This is a genomic window from Haemophilus pittmaniae (assembly GCF_900186995.1).
Taxonomy (GTDB): domain Bacteria; phylum Pseudomonadota; class Gammaproteobacteria; order Enterobacterales; family Pasteurellaceae; genus Haemophilus_D; species Haemophilus_D pittmaniae.
On record NZ_LT906463.1, the window covers coordinates 239,820 to 258,692 of the forward strand.

15 protein-coding genes are annotated in these 18,873 nt (G+C 43.5%); 8 read left to right on the forward strand and 7 right to left on the reverse strand.

The window, feature by feature from the left end; translation table 11 throughout:
* Positions 1-162 precede the first annotated feature (162 nt).
* The 3 genes from glmS to CKV74_RS01140 all read right to left on the reverse strand — a co-directional run bounded on the left by glmS (position 163) and on the right by CKV74_RS01140 (position 3,295).
* The gene (gene glmS / locus CKV74_RS01130) at positions 163-1,995 is read right to left on the reverse strand and encodes a glutamine--fructose-6-phosphate transaminase (isomerizing) (RefSeq protein ID WP_039847724.1); all 1,833 of its coding nucleotides are present in this window, start codon (positions 1,993-1,995) and stop codon (positions 163-165) included.
* A 46-nt stretch (positions 1,996-2,041) separates the two neighbouring features.
* Positions 2,042-2,824, reverse strand: coding sequence for a DeoR/GlpR family DNA-binding transcription regulator (locus CKV74_RS01135; protein WP_007241788.1), 783 nt, complete (start codon positions 2,822-2,824; stop codon positions 2,042-2,044).
* Positions 2,825-3,004: 180 nt separating this feature from the next.
* Entirely contained in the window at positions 3,005-3,295 is a 291-nt protein-coding gene (locus tag CKV74_RS01140) for a cell division protein ZapA (protein ID WP_095176632.1), read from the reverse strand.
* 138 nt (positions 3,296-3,433) lie between these two features.
* On the opposite strand from CKV74_RS01140, the gene polA reads away from it, so the two are divergent.
* From polA to CKV74_RS01155, 3 genes are read left to right on the forward strand one after another with little or no spacing between them, the layout of a single operon-like run.
* Entirely contained in the window at positions 3,434-6,232 is a 2,799-nt protein-coding gene (gene polA / locus CKV74_RS01145; RefSeq protein WP_095176633.1) for a DNA polymerase I, read from the forward strand.
* Positions 6,233-6,243: 11 nt separating this feature from the next.
* The gene (locus CKV74_RS01150) at positions 6,244-6,558 is read left to right on the forward strand and encodes a cupin domain-containing protein (protein WP_007241777.1); all 315 of its coding nucleotides are present in this window, start codon (positions 6,244-6,246) and stop codon (positions 6,556-6,558) included.
* A gap of 17 nt (positions 6,559-6,575) precedes the next feature.
* The gene (locus tag CKV74_RS01155) at positions 6,576-7,880 is read left to right on the forward strand and encodes an L-cysteine desulfidase family protein (RefSeq protein ID WP_007241659.1); all 1,305 of its coding nucleotides are present in this window, start codon (positions 6,576-6,578) and stop codon (positions 7,878-7,880) included.
* Positions 7,881-8,271: 391 nt separating this feature from the next.
* On the opposite strand, the gene nanQ is transcribed toward CKV74_RS01155, so the two are convergent.
* A complete protein-coding gene (gene nanQ / locus CKV74_RS01160; protein WP_095176634.1) occupies positions 8,272-8,739 on the reverse strand; it encodes an N-acetylneuraminate anomerase in 468 nt (155 codons plus the stop codon).
* A 243-nt stretch (positions 8,740-8,982) separates the two neighbouring features.
* On the opposite strand from nanQ, the gene pnp reads away from it, so the two are divergent.
* From pnp to CKV74_RS10435, 5 genes are all read left to right on the forward strand, one after another.
* Entirely contained in the window at positions 8,983-11,115 is a 2,133-nt protein-coding gene (pnp, locus tag CKV74_RS01165; protein ID WP_007241856.1) for a polyribonucleotide nucleotidyltransferase, read from the forward strand.
* Between the two features lie 50 nt (positions 11,116-11,165).
* Positions 11,166-12,098, forward strand: coding sequence for a lipoprotein NlpI (gene nlpI, locus CKV74_RS01170; RefSeq protein WP_095176635.1), 933 nt, complete (start codon positions 11,166-11,168; stop codon positions 12,096-12,098).
* 60 nt (positions 12,099-12,158) lie between these two features.
* Complete coding sequence (locus CKV74_RS01175; protein WP_007241678.1) at positions 12,159-13,973, forward strand: DEAD/DEAH box helicase; 1,815 nt, start codon at positions 12,159-12,161, stop codon at positions 13,971-13,973.
* Positions 13,974-14,074: 101 nt separating this feature from the next.
* Positions 14,075-15,469: a membrane-bound lytic murein transglycosylase MltF gene (gene mltF / locus CKV74_RS01180; protein ID WP_007241597.1), complete on the forward strand. Its 1,395-nt coding sequence runs from the start codon at positions 14,075-14,077 to the stop codon at positions 15,467-15,469.
* Positions 15,470-15,538: 69 nt separating this feature from the next.
* Entirely contained in the window at positions 15,539-15,688 is a 150-nt protein-coding gene (locus CKV74_RS10435) for a hypothetical protein (protein ID WP_007241828.1), read from the forward strand.
* 244 nt (positions 15,689-15,932) lie between these two features.
* Here the strand turns inward: CKV74_RS10435 and CKV74_RS01185 are convergent, their stop codons facing one another.
* The 3 genes from CKV74_RS01185 to CKV74_RS01195 are packed head-to-tail and all read right to left on the reverse strand — an operon-like array spanning position 15,933 to position 18,823.
* Positions 15,933-17,039 (reverse strand): Gfo/Idh/MocA family protein, encoded by a 1,107-nt coding sequence (locus CKV74_RS01185; RefSeq protein ID WP_007241740.1) that lies wholly within the window; start codon positions 17,037-17,039, stop codon positions 15,933-15,935.
* Positions 17,040-17,049: 10 nt separating this feature from the next.
* The gene (locus tag CKV74_RS01190; RefSeq protein WP_007241796.1) at positions 17,050-18,123 is read right to left on the reverse strand and encodes a Gfo/Idh/MocA family protein; all 1,074 of its coding nucleotides are present in this window, start codon (positions 18,121-18,123) and stop codon (positions 17,050-17,052) included.
* Positions 18,113-18,823: a FadR/GntR family transcriptional regulator gene (locus CKV74_RS01195; RefSeq protein ID WP_007241497.1), complete on the reverse strand. Its 711-nt coding sequence runs from the start codon at positions 18,821-18,823 to the stop codon at positions 18,113-18,115. Before CKV74_RS01195 ends, CKV74_RS01190 begins: the two co-directional genes overlap by 11 nt.
* Between the last annotated feature and the right edge of the window lie 50 nt (positions 18,824-18,873).

Here is an 18,873-nt window from a genome sequence, read left to right on the forward strand (position 1 = left end):
TTCTCGATGGTAAAAGTGGCGCTAGTGTAGCATAAAAAACACCCGGCCTTTGAAAACGCCCCCTTGAAAACCGACGTTTTTGCCAAAATAAGACATAAGTCATTGATTTTATTGATGTTGAATAAAAAAGCGCTCCGAAGAGCGCTTTTGGACAGAGAACTATTATTCCACGGTTACCGATTTGGCTAGATTTCGTGGTTGGTCCACATCGGTACCTTTGATTAAGGCCACATAGTAGGAAAGCAATTGTAACGGCACAATATAGAAAATCGGTGCAGTAATTTCATTTACTTTCGGCATAGTGATAACTTTCATGCCTTCTGAGGATGTGAAACCTGCATCCTTATCGGCAAACACATAAAGCTGGCCGCCACGCGCGCGCACTTCCTCAATATTGGATTTTACTTTTTCCAACAATTCGTTTGTCGGTGCCACCACGATCACCGGCATATCAGCATCGATTAATGCCAATGGCCCGTGTTTTAATTCACCCGCTGCATAGGCCTCCGCGTGAATATAGGAAATTTCTTTTAATTTCAACGAAGCTTCCATCGCAATCGGGTAGTACTCGCCACGACCGAGGAAAAGCGCATTATGTTTTTCAGCAAAATCTTCTGCCAAAATTTCAATTTGTTTATCGAAGGATAAAGCTTTTTCAATTTCTGTCGGTAAAGATTGCATCGCTTTCACGATTTCAACTTCTCTTTCTTCAGAAATATGACCTTTCACACGACCAATTGCTACCACCAACATTAATAAAGAAATTAATTGGGTTGTGAACGCTTTGGTGGAAGCGACACCGATTTCCACCCCTGCGCGAGTCATAAAGGCAAGATCGGATTCACGCACCAAAGAAGAACCCGCCACATTACAGATGGTCATCGCAGCCATATAGCCTTTTTCCTTAGCCAAACGAAGCGCAGCCAAGGTATCCGCTGTTTCCCCCGATTGAGAAAGGGTAATTAATAGGCTATTTGGTTGAGTCACAAATTTGCGATAACGGAATTCAGATGCAATTTCAACATTACAGCTAATGCCGGCCAAAGCTTCAAACCAATAACGTGCAACCATACCGGAGTTATAGGAGGTTCCGCAGGCAACGATTTGAATATGCTCCACTTTTTCTAAAATATCGCGAGCTCCATTACCGATAGATTCAACAATCACATTGTTGTGGCTCACACGGCCTTCCATGGTGTTAATTAACGCGGTCGGCTGTTCAAAAATTTCTTTTTGCATGAAGTGGCGATATTTGCCTTTTTCAGCGGCATCATTTTCTAAGTTGGACTCATGCACACCACGATCTACTTTATTACCATCAACATCATAAATATCTACGGTACGACGGGTTATTTCTGCGATATCACCTTCTTCCAAGAAAATAAAGCGACGGGTAACGCTTAATAGCGCTAATTGGTCGGAAGCCAAGAAGTTTTCACCAATCCCCAAACCAATAACTAACGGGCTACCGGAACGCGCGGCCACTAAATGTTCCGGATGTTCGCAATCCATTACCACCATACCGTAAGCACCGGTTAATTGCTTCACGACTTTTTTCACTGCATCTAATAAAGAATCAGTGCTACGCATTTCCCAATTAACCAAATGTGCAATTACTTCGGTATCGGTTTGTGATAAGAATTCATACCCACGGGATTTCAATAAGGCGCGCAATTCTTCATAGTTTTCAATGATGCCGTTGTGTACCACTGCAAACTGACCGGAAACGTGCGGATGAGCATTCGCTTCCGAAGGTTCACCATGGGTCGCCCAACGGGTATGAGCAATCCCGGTTCCGCCGATTAACGGACGCTCAACTACAGCATCATCCAATGCACGAACTTTACCGACACAACGGACACGTTGTAATTCATGCTCTGCATTGACTACAGCCACACCGGCGGAGTCATAACCGCGATATTCCAAACGGTGTAATCCTTGAATTAAGATTTCTGCCACATCACGTTGCGCTACTGCGCCAACAATACCACACATAGTTTTTCCTTTTTATTGACTAAATTCATCTTGCCCATTGGGCTCATTAAGCAATTTCCGCACAAATGACTTGCACGCCTTTGGCTTCAATTGCCTGTTTTTGTTCTGCTGACAGCTCATTATCGGTAATTAATACATCAATTTGCTGCCACGCCAATTCTAAATTCGGCATTTTGCGACCGATCTTTTGTGACTCCACCATCACAATCACTTCACGGGAAACTTCTGCCATCACTCGACTTAAACCGATCAGTTCGTTAAAAGTGGTCGTTCCGCGTTCCAAATCAATGCCATCCGCGCCGATAAATAACTGGTCAAAATCATATGAACGCAATACTGATTCGGCCACTTGTCCTTGGAAGGACTCGGAACGGGTATCCCAAGTGCCACCGGTCATTAATAGGGTTGGCTCATTTTCTAAAGCGCCCAATTCCGTTGCGACTGTCAGGGAGTTTGTCATAACCACCAGTCCCTGCTTACGATTCAACTGCTTGATTAGCGCTTGGGTCGTACTACCACTATCGATAATGATCCGATTGTGATCGCGAATACGTTCAGCTGCGGCCCGTGCTATGACTAACTTTCGTTGCAAAAGTTCACTATCCTGCGCATCATCTAACATATCCTGCGGCATCAAAACTGCGCCACCATACTTCCGCAATAAAAAACCACTATTCTCCAACGCGCTTAAATCCTTGCGAATGGTCACTTCCGATGTATCAAACATACGGGTAAGATGCTCAACCGTCACCTCGCCTTGCGCCATCAAATACTGCATAATGGCATGCCGACGCTGTTGGGTATTACGATGCTGAATGTTTCGTTTCATAATATATTTACCCACCTAAATTTCGGTGCGGAATAATATAGAGTTCACTTTTTCCTGTAAAGCAAATCTTTAGCAATTGATGAAAACACGATTATTTGCTATTTACCATTCACTTCAATCCTATTCTTCAAGTAATAAAAAACGGCCAAAATGGCCGTTTTCATGTGTTCTTCGAAGCAATTATCTTGTCAAAACATTCTCTAGCGAGTGATCCAATTGTTGAATACGGGTTTTCAACACATCTTCGATTTGACTGTTCTTACTTTTTTCCTGAGTGAGTTCAAAACTTAAATTTAAAGCCACAATGGGAAGAACCCGATCCAACTGAATCAGACCGGTACGCTCCTTCATTTCGGAAACCTGCGCGTCCAAGGTGCGCGCGGCCTGACGTAAAATGTCTTCCTGTTCTTCAGGCACATTAAGACGCAATGCCTGCCCCAGTACAATAACTTCAACCAGTTTTAATGCCATTTTTCCTTCCCATCTTGAAAATAAAAAACGGCGCTATTATGCCATAAGCCATGTCCATCGTCATAACTTTCCCGCGAAATCACGCTGAAATTAAGCTATAATGCGCGCATTTTTGACTCTTCGCCAAAGGAGCCCCTTATGTCTCAAATCGCCGCCAACCCACTTGTTCTGGTGGACGGTTCATCTTATTTATATCGTGCTTTTCATGCATTTCCGCCACTCACCAATTCAGCCGGCGAACCAACCGGTGCTATGTACGGTGTGCTAAATATGCTCAAAAGCCTGATTTCACAAGTGCAACCGAGCCATATTGCGGTGGTTTTTGATGCGAAAGGTAAAACCTTCCGTGATGAAATGTTTGAACAATATAAATCCCATCGTCCACCGATGCCGGATGATCTACGCAAACAAATTCAGCCGTTACACGATATTATCCGTGCCCTTGGCATTCCTCTCTTAGTCATTGAAGGTGTGGAAGCCGATGATGTCATTGGTACCTTAGCGGTAGCCGCTTCCAAAGCCAATCAAAAAGTCTTGATTAGCACCGGCGATAAAGATATGGCCCAGCTAGTGGATGACAACATTATGTTGATCAACACCATGAATAACACCTTATTAGATCGCGATGCCGTGATTGAAAAATACGGTATTCCACCGGAAATCATCATTGATTACTTAGCGCTAATGGGCGATACCGCCGATAATATTCCAGGCGTAGCGGGTGTGGGGGAAAAAACGGCTCTCGGTCTCTTACAGGGTATCGGCAGCATGGCAGAAATTTATGCCAACTTAGACAAAGTGGCTGAATTGCCAATTCGTGGGGCAAAAAAATTAGGTGATAAATTATTGGCTGAAAAAGAAATGGCCGACTTATCCTATCGTCTTGCCACAATCAAAACCGATGTCGCCCTCGATATTACTCCAGAGCAACTCACTCTTGGCGCAAGCAATAACGATCAACTCACTGAATATTTCGGCCGTTATGAATTCAAACGTTGGCTCAATGAAGTGATGAATGGCGCAGATTCCATCACCAATAATAACGAACAACCAACCAAGATTAATCACTATCAAGCCACGCCTGCGCTTGCTCAAAATAATGACGATGAAGTATTGCCAGCAATTCAAATTGATCGTAGCCGTTATGAAACCTTGCTCACTGAAGCAGATTTAAATCGTTGGGTGGAAAAACTCAAGCAAGCCAAACTTTTTGCCTTAGATACAGAAACCGATAATTTAGATTATATGGCCGCCAACTTGGTGGGCATTTCCTTTGCGTTAGAAAACGGTGAAGCAGCTTATTTACCGCTACAATTAGATTATTTAGGCGCACCAAAAACTCTCGAAAAAACAACCGCACTTGCTCTATTAAAACCGATTTTAGAAAATCCTGCTATTCAAAAAGTCGGTCAAAACTTCAAATACGATCTCACCATCTTTGCCCGTAATGGCATTGATGTGCAAGGTGTGGCTTTCGATACCATGCTCGAATCCTATGTGCTCAATAGTACCGGTCGTCATAATATGGACGATCTGGCGAAACGTTATTTAGGGCATCAAACCATTAGTTTTGAAGAGATTGCAGGCAAAGGTAAAAATCAGCTGACCTTTAACCAAATTCAGTTGGAACAAGCCACCGAGTATGCAGCGGAAGATGCCGATGTAACGATGAAGCTGCAACAAGTGCTATGGGAAAAACTCTCGAAAGAACCCACTCTTGAAAAACTCTTTAAAGAAATGGAATTGCCGTTGTTAGGCGTACTTTCCCGTATGGAACGTCGTGGTGTTTTAATTGATAGCGATGCGCTATTCCTGCAATCCAACGAAATCGCTAACCGTTTAAGTGAATTAGAAGAACAAGCCTATGTCTTGGCAGGACAGCCATTTAATTTGGCCTCAACCAAACAATTACAGGAAATTTTGTTTGATAAATTAGGTTTACCTATCATTCAAAAAACTCCAAAAGGCGCGCCATCCACCAACGAGGAAGTATTGGAGGAACTGGCATTTAGTCATGAACTACCGAAAGTGTTGGTAGAACATCGTGGTCTCAGCAAACTAAAATCCACCTACACCGACAAATTACCGCAAATGGTGAATCCGCAAACCGGACGAGTGCATACTTCCTACCATCAAGCGGTGACAGCCACCGGTCGTCTTTCATCAAGCGATCCGAATCTGCAAAACATTCCGATTCGTAATGAAGAAGGCCGGCGTATTCGTCAAGCTTTTATCGCCCGCGAAGGCTTTACTGTTGTGGCAGCTGACTATTCGCAAATCGAGCTACGCATTATGGCGCACCTATCACAGGATCAGGGCTTAATTAACGCCTTTACCCAAGGCAAAGATATTCACCGCTCTACCGCAGCAGAAATCTTTGGTGTCGCACTAGATGAAGTGACGTCCGAACAACGTCGTAATGCCAAAGCGATTAACTTCGGTTTAATTTATGGTATGTCAGCCTTTGGATTATCGCGTCAACTCGGTATTGGCCGTGCCGATGCCCAGAGCTATATGGATTTGTATTTCAAACGCTATCCAGGCGTGCAAACTTTTATGCACGATATTCGTGAAAAAGCTAAAGCCCAAGGCTATGTGGAAACCCTATTCGGCCGTCGTTTATATCTGCCGGATATTAACTCCTCTAACGGTATGCGCCGTAAAGCTGCCGAACGTGTCGCGATCAATGCACCAATGCAAGGCACCGCCGCAGACATTATCAAACGTGCCATGATTCAATTGGATCAAAAACTACAAAACGATCCCGACATTGCGATGATTATGCAGGTGCACGATGAATTGGTGTTTGAAGTGCGGTCAGAAAAAGTCGCGTTTTATAGCGAACTCATCAAAACACAAATGGAAAGTGCGGCTGATTTAGTGGTGCCATTGATTGTAGATGTGGGGCAAGGCACTAACTGGGATGAGGCTCACTAACAAATTTAGTCATGAATAAAGTTATTAGAAGTCACCTATTTACGGCTGAATGCGCTTGGGGAGCCCTTGATATTACCAATATGAATGGCATTTCCGTGCGTCTGCACTGGACAGATAAACCTTACAAATGGCATATCAATGACGGTGAAGAAGTCTTTGCTGTCATGGATGGTAAGGTGGAAATGCGCTACAAAGAAGAGGGCATAGAGAAAGCCGTATTGCTCCATGCGGGTGATATTTTTTATGCGGGTATCGGTACCGAACATGTTGCTCACCCACAAGGCGAAGCGCGCATATTAGTCATAGAGAAAGAAGACAGTATTTAATAAATTAAAAGAATTTTATGAATCAAGAAAGACTCAACGAAATCGAAAAACCATTACTTCACCTTGTGGAACGCGATGTGGTTCCTGCACTTGGCTGTACTGAACCTATCTCTTTGGCGCTTGCAGCAGCAACCGCAGCTAAATATTTAGGTAAAACACCGGAACGTATTGAAGCTAAAGTATCACCAAACTTAATGAAAAATGGATTGGGTGTTGCAGTACCTGGAACCGGCATGGTGGGCTTACCTATTGCCGCAGCGATTGGTGCTTTAGGCGGTGACCCTGAGGGTGAATTGGAAGTGTTAAAACACATCACGCCAGAACAAGTTTCCCAAGCCAAAGCGATGCTTGATAAAAAGCTCGTTAATGTCGATATTCATCAAACCGATCATATTCTATATTCGGAAGCCGTGTTGTTTGCGGATAATGACTGGGTGAAAGTAGCCATTCAAGATCAACACACAAATATCATTTTGATTGAAAAAAATGGCGAAGTTGTTTTTGAGAAAGAACAGAATGAATGTGCGGATTGCGACCCTTATGATATTTTCAAACAGGTGAGTACACGTGAAATCTTTGAATTTTCTTGTGAAGTTGAGCTCGATAAAATCCGCTTTATCGGACAAGCAGCCGATCTAAACCGTGCGCTATCTGACGAAGGATTACGTGAAAATTACGGCTTACACATTGGCAGAACATTACGCAAACAAGTTGGCAGCGGTTTAATGTCAGACGATTTGCTCAGTAAAATTATGATTGAAACCACTGCAGCCTCCGATGCGCGTATGGGCGGGGCTACATTGCCGGCAATGAGTAATTCAGGTTCAGGTAACCAAGGTATTACCGCCACTATGCCCGTGGTTGTGGTCGCCGATTATTTAAATGTGAGTGAAGAAAAACGTCTCCGTGCCCTTTTCTTATCACACTTAATGGCCATTTATATCCACAGTAAATTACCCAAACTGTCTGCCCTTTGTGCGGTAACAACCGCCTCTATGGGAAGCTGTGCGGGTATCGCTTATTTACTTACGGGAAAATTCGAAACAGTAAGCATGGGGATTTGCAGCATGATTGGCGATATCAGTGGCATTATCTGTGACGGTGCATCCAATAGCTGCGCGATGAAAGTGTCCACCAGCGTGGCTTCCGGCTATAAATCAGTACTCATGGCTATGGATGAAACCCACGTTACGGGTAATGAAGGTATCGTTGAGCATGATCTCGATCGCACTATCGATAATCTATGTTCGATTGCCTCTAAGAGTATGCACCATATCGATCGCCAAGTGATTGAAATTATGGTGAGTAAACCCTGTCCTTAAGATAAAAATCACCGGTTTTAAAAGTGCGCTTAGAAAATCCTCCAATAGCTAGTCCTGGGCGCGCTTTTAGATTCTCCAGCGAATGCATGTATATGTTCTTACCGCCCATTAAGAATATCGCCATCGCCCTTTCATCTCCTCATCATCTTTTATTTGCCAAATAATCTGTTTTTTTAAACGAATACTAATAAAATCAATAACTTACATACAGTTTCAGCAAAAACTCTGAGAATCAAGGGGGCGTTTTGCTGGTTGGACGATTACAATTCGTAAATAACCCACATAAAAAACGGTCAAACCACTCAAGGCTTGACCGTTTTAAAGACATTTCTAATTAAATCAATCAGTTAAGTTTCTTTTTAAGAAAAACTTCATCTTTCGACAGGGCGATTTAAATTAACCCCACCGGTACTTTCACCACCAATTTTTTAATCGCATGGGATTGTCCATTAACCAAACAGCATGGTTTATGTGGTTCATAAGGAAAAAATACTGCAAACATGCGTGGCGTTAAGGTCACTACGCTTTTATTCTCAATATCCGGCGTTAATTGGTAATCATCCTCTTCGCGGTAAGCATCATAACGGCTTAAGTCCGGAAAGGTCGCTCCAACCTCAATGTTTTCCAAACCTTCGATTAATACTTGCACATCACAATATTCATGATGTAGTTCCGCCTGTTTGGAATCGGCTGCAACACTTTCCAATTCCATAACGTTCATATAGATTTTGTCGGTAATTTCATGTCGACCAACGGTTAACGCGGCCAAATCTAAACCGTTTAAATAATCACATACATCGGCAATTACACGTGGCAAGCCGATTTTATGATGGGGGTTAGTTAAAGCTCCAATGATCATAGTTTGCTCCTTGCAAAATGAGGTTTACACGGACGTTATAATAACAATCGTCCGCCGTTAAATAAAGTTACCTATTAATTCAAAAGTCTGTATAATGGGCGAGCTTTAATTTCTGCCTTTCGCGTGCGGCTATCAAAAGCAATTTCGCGCCCTCACGAGATTATTTTTGCTAGTCGCAATTGGGAAAATAAAGCTACGCGGCGGGATATCCCGCTCAATTTATTTTTAGAAAAGGAAAACATTGTGAATCCAATTGTTAAACAGTTTAAATACGGTCAACACACCGTGACACTAGAAACCGGCGCGATTGCCCGTCAGGCGACGGCAGCCGTAATGGCAAGTATGGATGACACCACCGTTTTTGTAACGGTTGTCGCCAAAAAAGAAGTAAAAGAAGGTCAGGATTTCTTCCCATTGACCGTTGATTATCAAGAACGCACTTACGCAGCCGGTAAAATCCCAGGCGGTTTCTTTAAACGTGAAGGCCGCCCTTCTGAAGGCGAAACCTTAATCGCCCGTTTAATCGACCGTCCAATTCGTCCGTTATTCCCGGAAGGTTTTTTAAACGAAATTCAAATTATCGCCACTGTAGTTTCCGTCAATCCACAAATTAGTCCGGATTTAGTTGCAATGATCGGTGCTTCTGCAGCACTTTCTCTTTCTGGCGTGCCATTTAACGGCCCGATTGGTGTTGCCCGCGTTGGTTTCATCAACGATCAATTCGTTTTAAACCCAACCATGGCGGAACAAAAACAAAGCCGCTTGGATTTAGTGGTTGCAGGTACCGACAAAGCCGTATTAATGGTTGAATCCGAAGCCGATGTATTAAGTGAAGAGCAAATGCTTTCCGCAGTAGTATTCGGTCATCAACAACAACAAGTTGTGGTTGAAGCCATTAAAGAATTTGCCCGTGAAGCAGGTAAACCTCGTTGGGATTGGACTGCTCCAGCAGTTGATACTGACTTAATCAATAAAGTGAAAGCGATTGCCGAAGCCCGTCTTGGCGATGCTTACCGTATTACCGAAAAACAATCCCGCTACGAACAAATTGATGCTATCAAAGCAGATGTCATCGCACAAATCACTGCAGAAAATGAAGAAGTCAGCGAAGGTAAAATCGTTGATATCTTTACCGCGTTAGAAAGCCAAATTGTACGTGGCCGCATTATTGCCGGTGAACCGCGTATTGACGGTCGTACCGTGGATACCGTGCGCGCTTTAGATATTTGTACCGGCGTATTACCACGCACCCATGGTTCCGCTATCTTCACCCGCGGTGAAACTCAAGCCCTTGCCGTGGCTACTTTAGGTACAGAACGTGATGCACAAATTTTGGATGAATTGACCGGTGAACGCCAAGATCACTTCTTGTTCCACTATAACTTCCCTCCGTACTCTGTAGGTGAAACCGGTCGTATCGGTTCGCCAAAACGTCGTGAAATCGGCCACGGTCGTCTGGCTAAACGCGGTGTTGCTGCTGTAATGCCAACCTTGGCTGAGTTCCCTTATGTGGTACGTGTTGTTTCTGAAATCACCGAATCCAATGGTTCCTCTTCTATGGCTTCTGTTTGTGGTGCTTCCCTCGCATTAATGGATGCTGGTGTGCCTATCAAAGCAGCGGTTGCAGGTATTGCAATGGGCTTAGTGAAAGAAGGCGATAAATTCGTTGTACTTTCTGACATCTTAGGTGATGAAGACCACTTAGGTGATATGGACTTTAAAGTAGCTGGTACCCGTGAAGGTGTGACTGCACTACAAATGGATATTAAGATCGAAGGTATTACGCCGGAAATCATGCAAATCGCGTTAAAACAAGCGAAAGGTGCTCGCATGCATATTCTTGGCGTGATGGAACAAGCGATTCCGGCACCGCGTGCTGAAATCTCTGATTTTGCACCACGTATCCACACCATGAAAATCGATCCGAAGAAAATCAAAGATGTAATTGGTAAAGGTGGTGCTACTATTCGTGCACTTACCGAAGAAACCGGAACATCTATCGATATCGATGATGACGGTACAGTAAAAATCGCAGCTGTGGATAACAACGCAGCTAAAGCGGTAATGGCACGTATCGATGAAATCACCGCTGAAGTAGAAGCTGGTGCCATCTATAAAGGTAAAGTCACTCGCTTAGCCGATTTCGGTGCATTCGTGGCTATTATTGGTAACAAAGAAGGCTTAGTTCATATTTCACAAATTGCCGAAGAGCGCGTTGAGAAAGTCAGCGACTATTTGCAAGTCGGCCAAGAAGTGGATGTAAAAGTGGTTGAAATCGACCGTCAAGGCCGCATTCGTTTAACCATGAAAGAACTTGCACCAAAACAAACCGCCGAAGAAGTTGTTGAAACCGACAACGACACTACCGCGGAATAAACGTAATGAGGGCTGCATTTCAGCCCTTACGTATTTGACTTAAGGCCCTAATGCTCGACTTACGATTCTTTCGTTTCCTTTCCTTATTTGCTGCAATGCTATGGCTTGTCGGCTGTGTGCAGTCGCGCGACCAGTTTATTGCACCAAATAAGGTCATCTTGGCTGAACAAACACCCAATAGCCATTTTGAACAGGAAGTCATGATCTCAAGAATCGGCCAAGTATTGTTAGTGGGGAAATTAAGTCAGGCGGAACGGGCCGAATTGCACTTTGAGCGGGGCGTACTTTATGATGCCCTAGGCTTATGGGGCTTAGCCCGTTACGACTTCACCCAGGCTCTTGCACTGCAACCTAAAATGGTTGCCGTATATAATTATCTAGGGCTATATCTGTTGCTTGAACAGGATTATGACGGTGCATTGGAAGCATTCAATGCCGTGTTGGATCTTGACCCAAGTTATGCCTATTCCCACCTTAATCGTGGTTTAAATTTTTACTATGTGCAACGCTACAATCTTGCTCAAGAAGACTTGATGGCGTTTCACCAAGCTGATCCAACAGATCCCTATCGTGTGTTATGGCTCTATTTGAACGAACAAAAATTAAAACCGCAGCAAGCCTATGCCAACCTAGTTGAACGGGCCAAAGGGCTTTCTAAGGAGTTTTGGGGAACTAATATCGTTCAATATTATTTGGGAAATATTTCTATTGCCGAATTGCAGGAAAGAGCGCAAAAATTTGCTGAAAACCCGCAACAATTCGCCGAAATATTAACCGAAACCTACTTTTATCTAGCAAAACAAAAACTCAATTCGGGCGAGACGGATGATGCATCCGCCCTCTTTAGACTCGCCGTTGCAAATCAGGTGTATAACTTTGTTGAGTATCGTTTTGCCGTGTTCGAGCTGATGAAATTAAATCCGCTAATGAACGATGATGAAACGAAAAATGCGATGCTGCGCAGCAAATCTAGCGATTTCTAATCAGCTATCACCAAAGTAACCTGAAAGCCGATTGAGCTTTCCTTTTATTCGAGTACTTTAATGACAGAACAAATGACCTTTAATGAATTAGGCCTACCTGAATTCATTCTTAATGCCGTTTCCGACCTTGGTTTTGAAACCCCTTCTCCAATTCAACAAGTTTGTATTCCGCACCTGCTAGCAGGACGCGATGTTTTGGGTATGGCACAAACCGGTAGTGGTAAAACCGCCGCCTTTGCCCTCCCTATTTTGGCTCAAATCGATAGCCATCAAAAACACCCGCAAATGTTGGTGATGGCGCCAACTCGTGAATTAGCCATTCAGGTTGCTGATGCCTGTGAACAATTTATGAAATATGCCCAGGGTATTAATATCGTGACCCTTTATGGTGGCCAACGCTATGACATTCAACTACGTGCACTCCGTCAAGGTGCTCAAGTGGTTGTCGGCACACCGGGACGAATTTTGGATCACCTACGTCGTGGTACTTTAGATTTAAGCGGCTTAAAAGCTATCGTATTAGATGAAGCCGATGAAATGTTACGTATGGGCTTCATTGATGATGTAGAAACCGTGATGGCAGAATTACCGGAAAATCATCAAACAGCGCTGTTCTCTGCCACAATGCCGGAACCGATTCGTCGTATTACGAAACGCTTTATGCAGGATCCACAAGAAGTCAAAATCAAGGTTAATCAGGACAATGCACCGGATATCGAACAAAATTGTTGGTATGTCCGTGGCTTCCGTAAAAATGAAGCCTTATTGCGTTTCTTAGAAGTAGAAGATTTTGATGCAGCAATCCTCTTTACCCGCACAAAATCCGGCACAATGGATGTTACCGAATTACTCACCCGTAACGGATTCCGAGCAGCGGCATTAAACGGCGATATGACACAACAAACCCGTGAGCAAACCCTCGATCGTCTACGCAACGGTAGTTTGGATATCGTCGTGGCTACCGATGTCGCCGCACGCGGTATTGATATCGAACGCATTAGCTTGGTAGTAAACTACGACATCCCATTGGATGCCGAAAGCTATGTGCACCGTATTGGTCGTACCGGCCGTGCAGGTCGTTCAGGTCGTGCGTTACTCTTTGTCGAGCCTCGTGAACGCCGCTTACTGCGCAATATCGAACATTTAATGAAAAAACCGATCAATGAAGTCGAATTGCCAAATCACGAGATTTTACAAACTTCCCGTCGTAAAAAATTTGTTGCGCAAATCACCAAACAATTGGAACACCATGATTTGGAGCAATACCGTAGCTTATTGGAAGATTTGTTCACCGCTGATCAGGATCAAGAAGACATCGCTGCTGCAATGCTAATGCTCTTACAAGGTAAACAAAAACTGATTCTGCCGCCGGATCCTCCGATGGAAAAACGTAGCCGTCGTGAACGTGATGAGCGTCGTGAAAATCCACGTTCAGCGGAACGTCGTGGTGAACGCAAAGGTTATGGTAATCCACAACCGATGGATATGTATCGTATTGAAGTGGGCCGCGGTGATGGCGTGGAAGTGCGTCATATTGTGGGAGCAATTGCCAATGAAGCTGATATCAACAGTCGCTACATCGGTCATATTAAACTTTATGATAACTACTCCACCGTTGAATTACCGCAAGGCATGCCAAAAGAATTATTACAACAATTAGGCAAAACCCGCGTGCTTAATCGTCCAATGCAAATGAGTCTGATCGGCGAAGCTAAATCCGACAATGGCCGTGGGGATGATTTTGGCGGTAAACGCCGCGAACGTCGCAATGATCGTTTCCAAGAACGGAATCAGGATAACTTCCGTGAACGCAAACGCTTTGATAAAGGCTCTCGCAGCTTTAATGACAAGCCTCGTCGCGACCGTCGTTCATAACCACCACATAAGCCCTAAGTCTTCGCTTAGGGCTTATTCATTTGTCACTACACAAAAATCCCGTTACAATCGCCGCCATTGTAAACATCTGGATATCAGTATTGAAAGGTCTCTTTTTACGTATTATTGCGGCTCTAGCATTATTGCTTTGGGCCATTGATATGGTATTTCCCTGGCAACAAATTGCCCGCGCAGGAGAAAATCCCTATGCGACAATCCGTGAGCGCGGCAGCTTAATCGTTGGAACAATCAATAACCCAATTTATTACTTTATTGGTAACGATGGAGAAGCCGGCTTGGAATATGAACTGGCTAAAAATTTTGCTGACTATCTGGGCGTCCGCTTAGAAATCAAAACCTTAGAAAACAATGATGCGCTCTTCAAAGCCTTAGAAAACCACGACATTGATATTGCCGCCGCCAACCTATTGTTCCATGGCAAGCGCGCTGAACAATTTCAAGTCGGCCCCACCTATACTTCTGCTTCTTGGCAATTGGTTTACCGCAAGGGAAATAATCGTCCCAACAGTCTAAATCAATTGCAAAATCCGGTTGAAATCGCCGCAGGCTCGGACTTAGTTGAACTATTAAATGAAGCAAAAGCACGCAATCCCAAATTACAATGGCAAGTTACTACCAACGCCACTCAAGAAGAGCTATTAATTCAGGTAGCTGAAGGAAAAATTCCTTATACCATCGCCAATAGCATTGATGTGGCCGCCGCGCAACAAATTCGTCCGGAACTAGCCGTTGCCTTCGACTTAAGTGACGAAACCGGCGTGCATTGGTATCTCGCCAATAATACTTATAATGAACTACAAGCCGGCTTATTGGATTTTATGGATGAGGCCTTAGAAACCGGCTTAATTGACCGCATTGAAGAAAAATATTTCCGTCACCTTTCCCAATTTGACTATGTCGATACTAAATCCTATTTAGACGCAGTGGAAAAAGTCCTTCCACAATACCAACCGTTATTTGAAAAGTATCAAGGCGAGTTAGATTGGCGACTATTGGCGGCCGTGGCCTATCAAGAATCTCACTGGGATCCCGCCGCCACTTCGCCAACCGGTGTGCGTGGTATGATGATGCTAACCAAGGATACCGCTGATCGAATGAAAATTAGCAATCGTACCGACCCTGAACAAAGTATCAAGGCCGGTTCTGAATATCTTCACTGGTTGCTCGGCCAAATGCCCGATACCATCAACAAAGAAGAACGCATTTGGTATGCCTTGGCTGCTTATAATATGGGATTAGGTCACATTCTAGATGCCCGCCGCCTTACCAAGAATTTAGGCGGTAATCCGGATAATTGGCTAGATGTGAAAAATAATCTGCCGTTACTGTCGGAAAAACGCCATTACAGCAATCTCAAATACGGCTATGCTCGCGGTTACGAAGCCCATCAATATGTGGAAAATATCCGCCGTTACATGAATAGCATCGTCAACTACCACCGTGTTCAAGAAAATCAGAACGAAGCGACACAATAACGCACTTTTCAATAAATAAAAAATGGGCTACATTGTCGCGTGCCCATTTAAAACCCTCAGGGGGAACTCATGCTAAAACGTAAAACATTTTTAAAGAAAAACAAAAACCTTAATACCACCACAGCCCGTAATCGTCGTCTACATCATCTAAAACGCCACAAAAAACGTACCTTCCAGCGTCATGCCTTACAGTTTGTGGTGCAGGACATTTGTTGTTAGAGAACTTTTAAATCAACCACAATAAAATCAATAACTTAGCATCAATTTTAGCAAAAACTCTAAAAATCAGCCCCGCGTTTTAATCTGCATCCTAAAGGCTATTCATAACATTCCATGCATTAGGATGCAGATTTTCTTCTTTCGAAACGGCCCCCAAAGAATAAAAAATTTGAGCCCTGCATCACACAGGGCTCAATATTTAACTAATGTTTTTTGCGGTTTAATAACCCAATTCAGTTTGCTTTTATTTACCGATAATTTCTTTTAAATCAACTTTGCGGTTTTCATAACGCGAACGTGTACAAGCATCGGCGGTTGCAATCGCTGCACGAGCCGCCTCACCGGTGAGCAATTTTTCAAACTCAGCGGTTGGTTTCATGCCATGGAGAATATCGTTTAAATAACGCATTTCTTTTTTCATAATGGAGCTCAACCACATCGGTGTTCGTTTACCCGGTTTGCCATATTGGATAGCGCCGTCCATTTCGGTGCTGTTATAAATACGGGTGCGATCATCATCCTCTTCTTGGCTTTCATGAACTAAGAAATAGGAGTCTTTGCCATCCACTCTAAGCGTGCCTTTGGTGTTGTACATATCGATTTTAATCGCCCCTTTTTCCCCTTGAATTAGCACATAATGTTCGCCCCAACGGAACGCCGAGCCCCATTCTAAAACGGCAAAACGATCATCATCGAACTCCATATTCACAAAAATCATATCGTCTTCATCACCGAATTTTTCACCTTTGTGAGCCACGTTAGCCGCGGTCATGGTTACGGTTTTTGGCATGCCTCCCATGATGAACTGCACACAGTCTAATTCGTGAATGTGGTGATATAGATGGCCACCGGATTTTTCGCGAATTTTTTTCCATGAAATAGTCGGTTGCTCTTCTTCCCAACCATTACGCGCCGTATGACAATAAAGCACTTTACCAATTACGCCTTGATTGATTAATTCTTTGGCATGGTGAACACCATTAAAGAAATTCATTACATGACCAGCCATAAAAGTCACACCATTTTCTTCACAGGCTCGTACCATGTCATCGCAATCCTGGTAACTTAAAGCAATTGGTTTTTCACAGAAAACATGTTTTTTATTTTTGGCGGCTAGGATCACCGGTTCCTTATGCAAATAGTTTGGTGTAGCCACAATAACGCAATCCACATTTGCCGAAGTGACTAATTCCTCTAAGGATTTTGCTGCCACACAATGCAATTCCTGAGCAATGGTTTCTCCATTTTCAGGATCAAACACCATGGTAATCTGTGCATCATCACATTCATTCATGAAACGGGCTAATTCTGCACCAAAATAGCCAACGCCAACAACTCCATATCGCATCATAATAAACTCCCTATTTTTTCACTGAGATTTGTTTTTCCGTTACCATTGATTGCTTAGCTGCTTCCGCAACCTCAATAGCTTCAGTTAAACATAGACTTAATGGGCTGATTTTTCCTTGCGTTAAGTGATCCACAACGCTTTGCGCTTCAATTTCGGCCGCACGGCTTAACCAAAGTTGGCAAGGTGCATGGGTGACATTATATTGCTGAGTGCCTTTAGCACTTTCCCGTAAAGATAAGTCAGCCTCAAATTCATCAAATAAATCAACGTGTTCCGTTGTTCCATCAAGATAATTAAAGGTGACACTGGAGGTAAAGAAATTCACTTCAATGACGCCTCTTTCACCATGAATTTGGATCCCCCATTGATGTAATCGATAAGCGGTACCCATTTCAAGCGAACCTAACACACCATTTTCAAAGCGAAATAGCAACTGCAATACATCACGGCTATCAGGCGTATCCTGATGAGCTCGATTAGCTGCTTGGGCAAAAACCGCCTCAATATCGCCTACCAACCAACACAATAAATCAAGCTCATGGATCAGGTGAAAAAGCTCCCCACCGGTGAGATTCGCATCCAGTTTCCACCATTCTTTATTCGGCAAATTTTCAATCCAGCGCTGACGCATTGCACGAACCACGGTAATATTGCCTAACTTGCCTTGCTCCAACACTTTTTTGACCTTTAAAATCCCCGGCAAGGTACGCTCTACATGGCCAACAAAAATATGCTTAGCTTTCTCTTCAGCCAGACGGCGTAAATGCTGGCTATGGGAAAAACTCAGAGTAAACGGTGTTTCAATAAACACATGACAGCCCGCATTAAGTGCCAAAATAGCCGGTGAATAATGGGCATAATTCGGAGTGGCAATTACCACTAAATCCGGCTTAGTTTCTGCCAACATTTCTTCAACACTAAAAAAAGCCCGACTGTCGTATTGCTCTGCCAATTTTTGTGCCAGAGAAGGATTAATATCCATCACGCCGATTAAATTTGCCTGTGCATTATGAAAAGCCGAAGCCAATTGAGCACCAAAAAAACCGCAGCCAATTAGGCCTATGTTTAATCCATTAATTTGCATCATGCCCTCCTTGTTGTAAGCGTTGGCGAATACTTTGAAAATACTGCAGGATAGCCCGTTGCATGCGCACCAAATCATGATTTTCAACCGCATCAACCAATTCCCGATGCTGCATCGCCGATTTTTCAGCTGAGATCAGCGGCGGCGGTAAACCTTTTTCCACCTGCTGATAAATTTGCCAAAATGCATCTAAATACTGAATAAGTAACGGATTATTTAAGGGTTCGTAGAGCTTTAAATGAATCTGGTATTCATCTTTAGGAGAAAACTTTTGCTCACGAGCATTTTTTTCCATATTTGCCGCGGATTTTTGCAACATCGCAATTTGTTCCCGACTAATTTTTCCCAACACCATGGGGGCAAAACCGTATTCCAAAATTTCCCGAATATCTAAAATATTAATCAATTGATTATGGTCATTATGTAAATTCAGTTGAGTATGAAAGGTTAATCCACGAATCATTGGCACCAGAGAGGATTCGCTTACAAAGGTACCAACGCCATGACGGATATCCAAAATATGCAATGCTTCCAAGGATTTAATCGCTTCTCGCAAGCTGGAACGGCTCACCCCAAGTTGCTCAATCAACTCATTTTCTGTCGGCATCAAATCACCCGATTTTAGGTTTTGCTTAATAATGAGCGACTTAATCTTATCCTGTAAAACGAGGCTTGCTTCTTTTTTACTTGTTTTCTTCATCTCTATTTTCATTTTTAAATCTATTTTCTGAATTTGTGATCCAGCTCTCA

Excerpts from the sequence above, each read along its gene's own strand:
- nanQ (WP_095176634.1), bottom strand. The coding sequence starts at position 8,739 with ATGATCATTGGAGCTTTAACTAACCCCCATCATAAAATCGGCTTGCCA.
- CKV74_RS01195 (WP_007241497.1), bottom strand. The coding sequence starts at position 18,823 with ATGAAGAAAACAAGTAAAAAAGAAGCAAGCCTCGTTTTACAGGATAAG.
- glmS (WP_039847724.1), bottom strand. The coding sequence starts at position 1,995 with ATGTGTGGTATTGTTGGCGCAGTAGCGCAACGTGATGTGGCAGAAATC.
- nlpI (WP_095176635.1), top strand. The coding sequence starts at position 11,166 with ATGCTCGACTTACGATTCTTTCGTTTCCTTTCCTTATTTGCTGCAATG.
- CKV74_RS01175 (WP_007241678.1), top strand. The coding sequence starts at position 12,159 with ATGACAGAACAAATGACCTTTAATGAATTAGGCCTACCTGAATTCATT.
- polA (WP_095176633.1), top strand. The coding sequence starts at position 3,434 with ATGTCTCAAATCGCCGCCAACCCACTTGTTCTGGTGGACGGTTCATCT.
- CKV74_RS01140 (WP_095176632.1), bottom strand. The coding sequence starts at position 3,295 with ATGGCATTAAAACTGGTTGAAGTTATTGTACTGGGGCAGGCATTGCGT.
- CKV74_RS01185 (WP_007241740.1), bottom strand. The coding sequence starts at position 17,039 with ATGATGCGATATGGAGTTGTTGGCGTTGGCTATTTTGGTGCAGAATTA.
- CKV74_RS10435 (WP_007241828.1), top strand. The coding sequence starts at position 15,539 with ATGCTAAAACGTAAAACATTTTTAAAGAAAAACAAAAACCTTAATACC.
- CKV74_RS01150 (WP_007241777.1), top strand. The coding sequence starts at position 6,244 with ATGAATAAAGTTATTAGAAGTCACCTATTTACGGCTGAATGCGCTTGG.
- CKV74_RS01190 (WP_007241796.1), bottom strand. The coding sequence starts at position 18,123 with ATGCAAATTAATGGATTAAACATAGGCCTAATTGGCTGCGGTTTTTTT.
- CKV74_RS01155 (WP_007241659.1), top strand. The coding sequence starts at position 6,576 with ATGAATCAAGAAAGACTCAACGAAATCGAAAAACCATTACTTCACCTT.
- CKV74_RS01135 (WP_007241788.1), bottom strand. The coding sequence starts at position 2,824 with ATGAAACGAAACATTCAGCATCGTAATACCCAACAGCGTCGGCATGCC.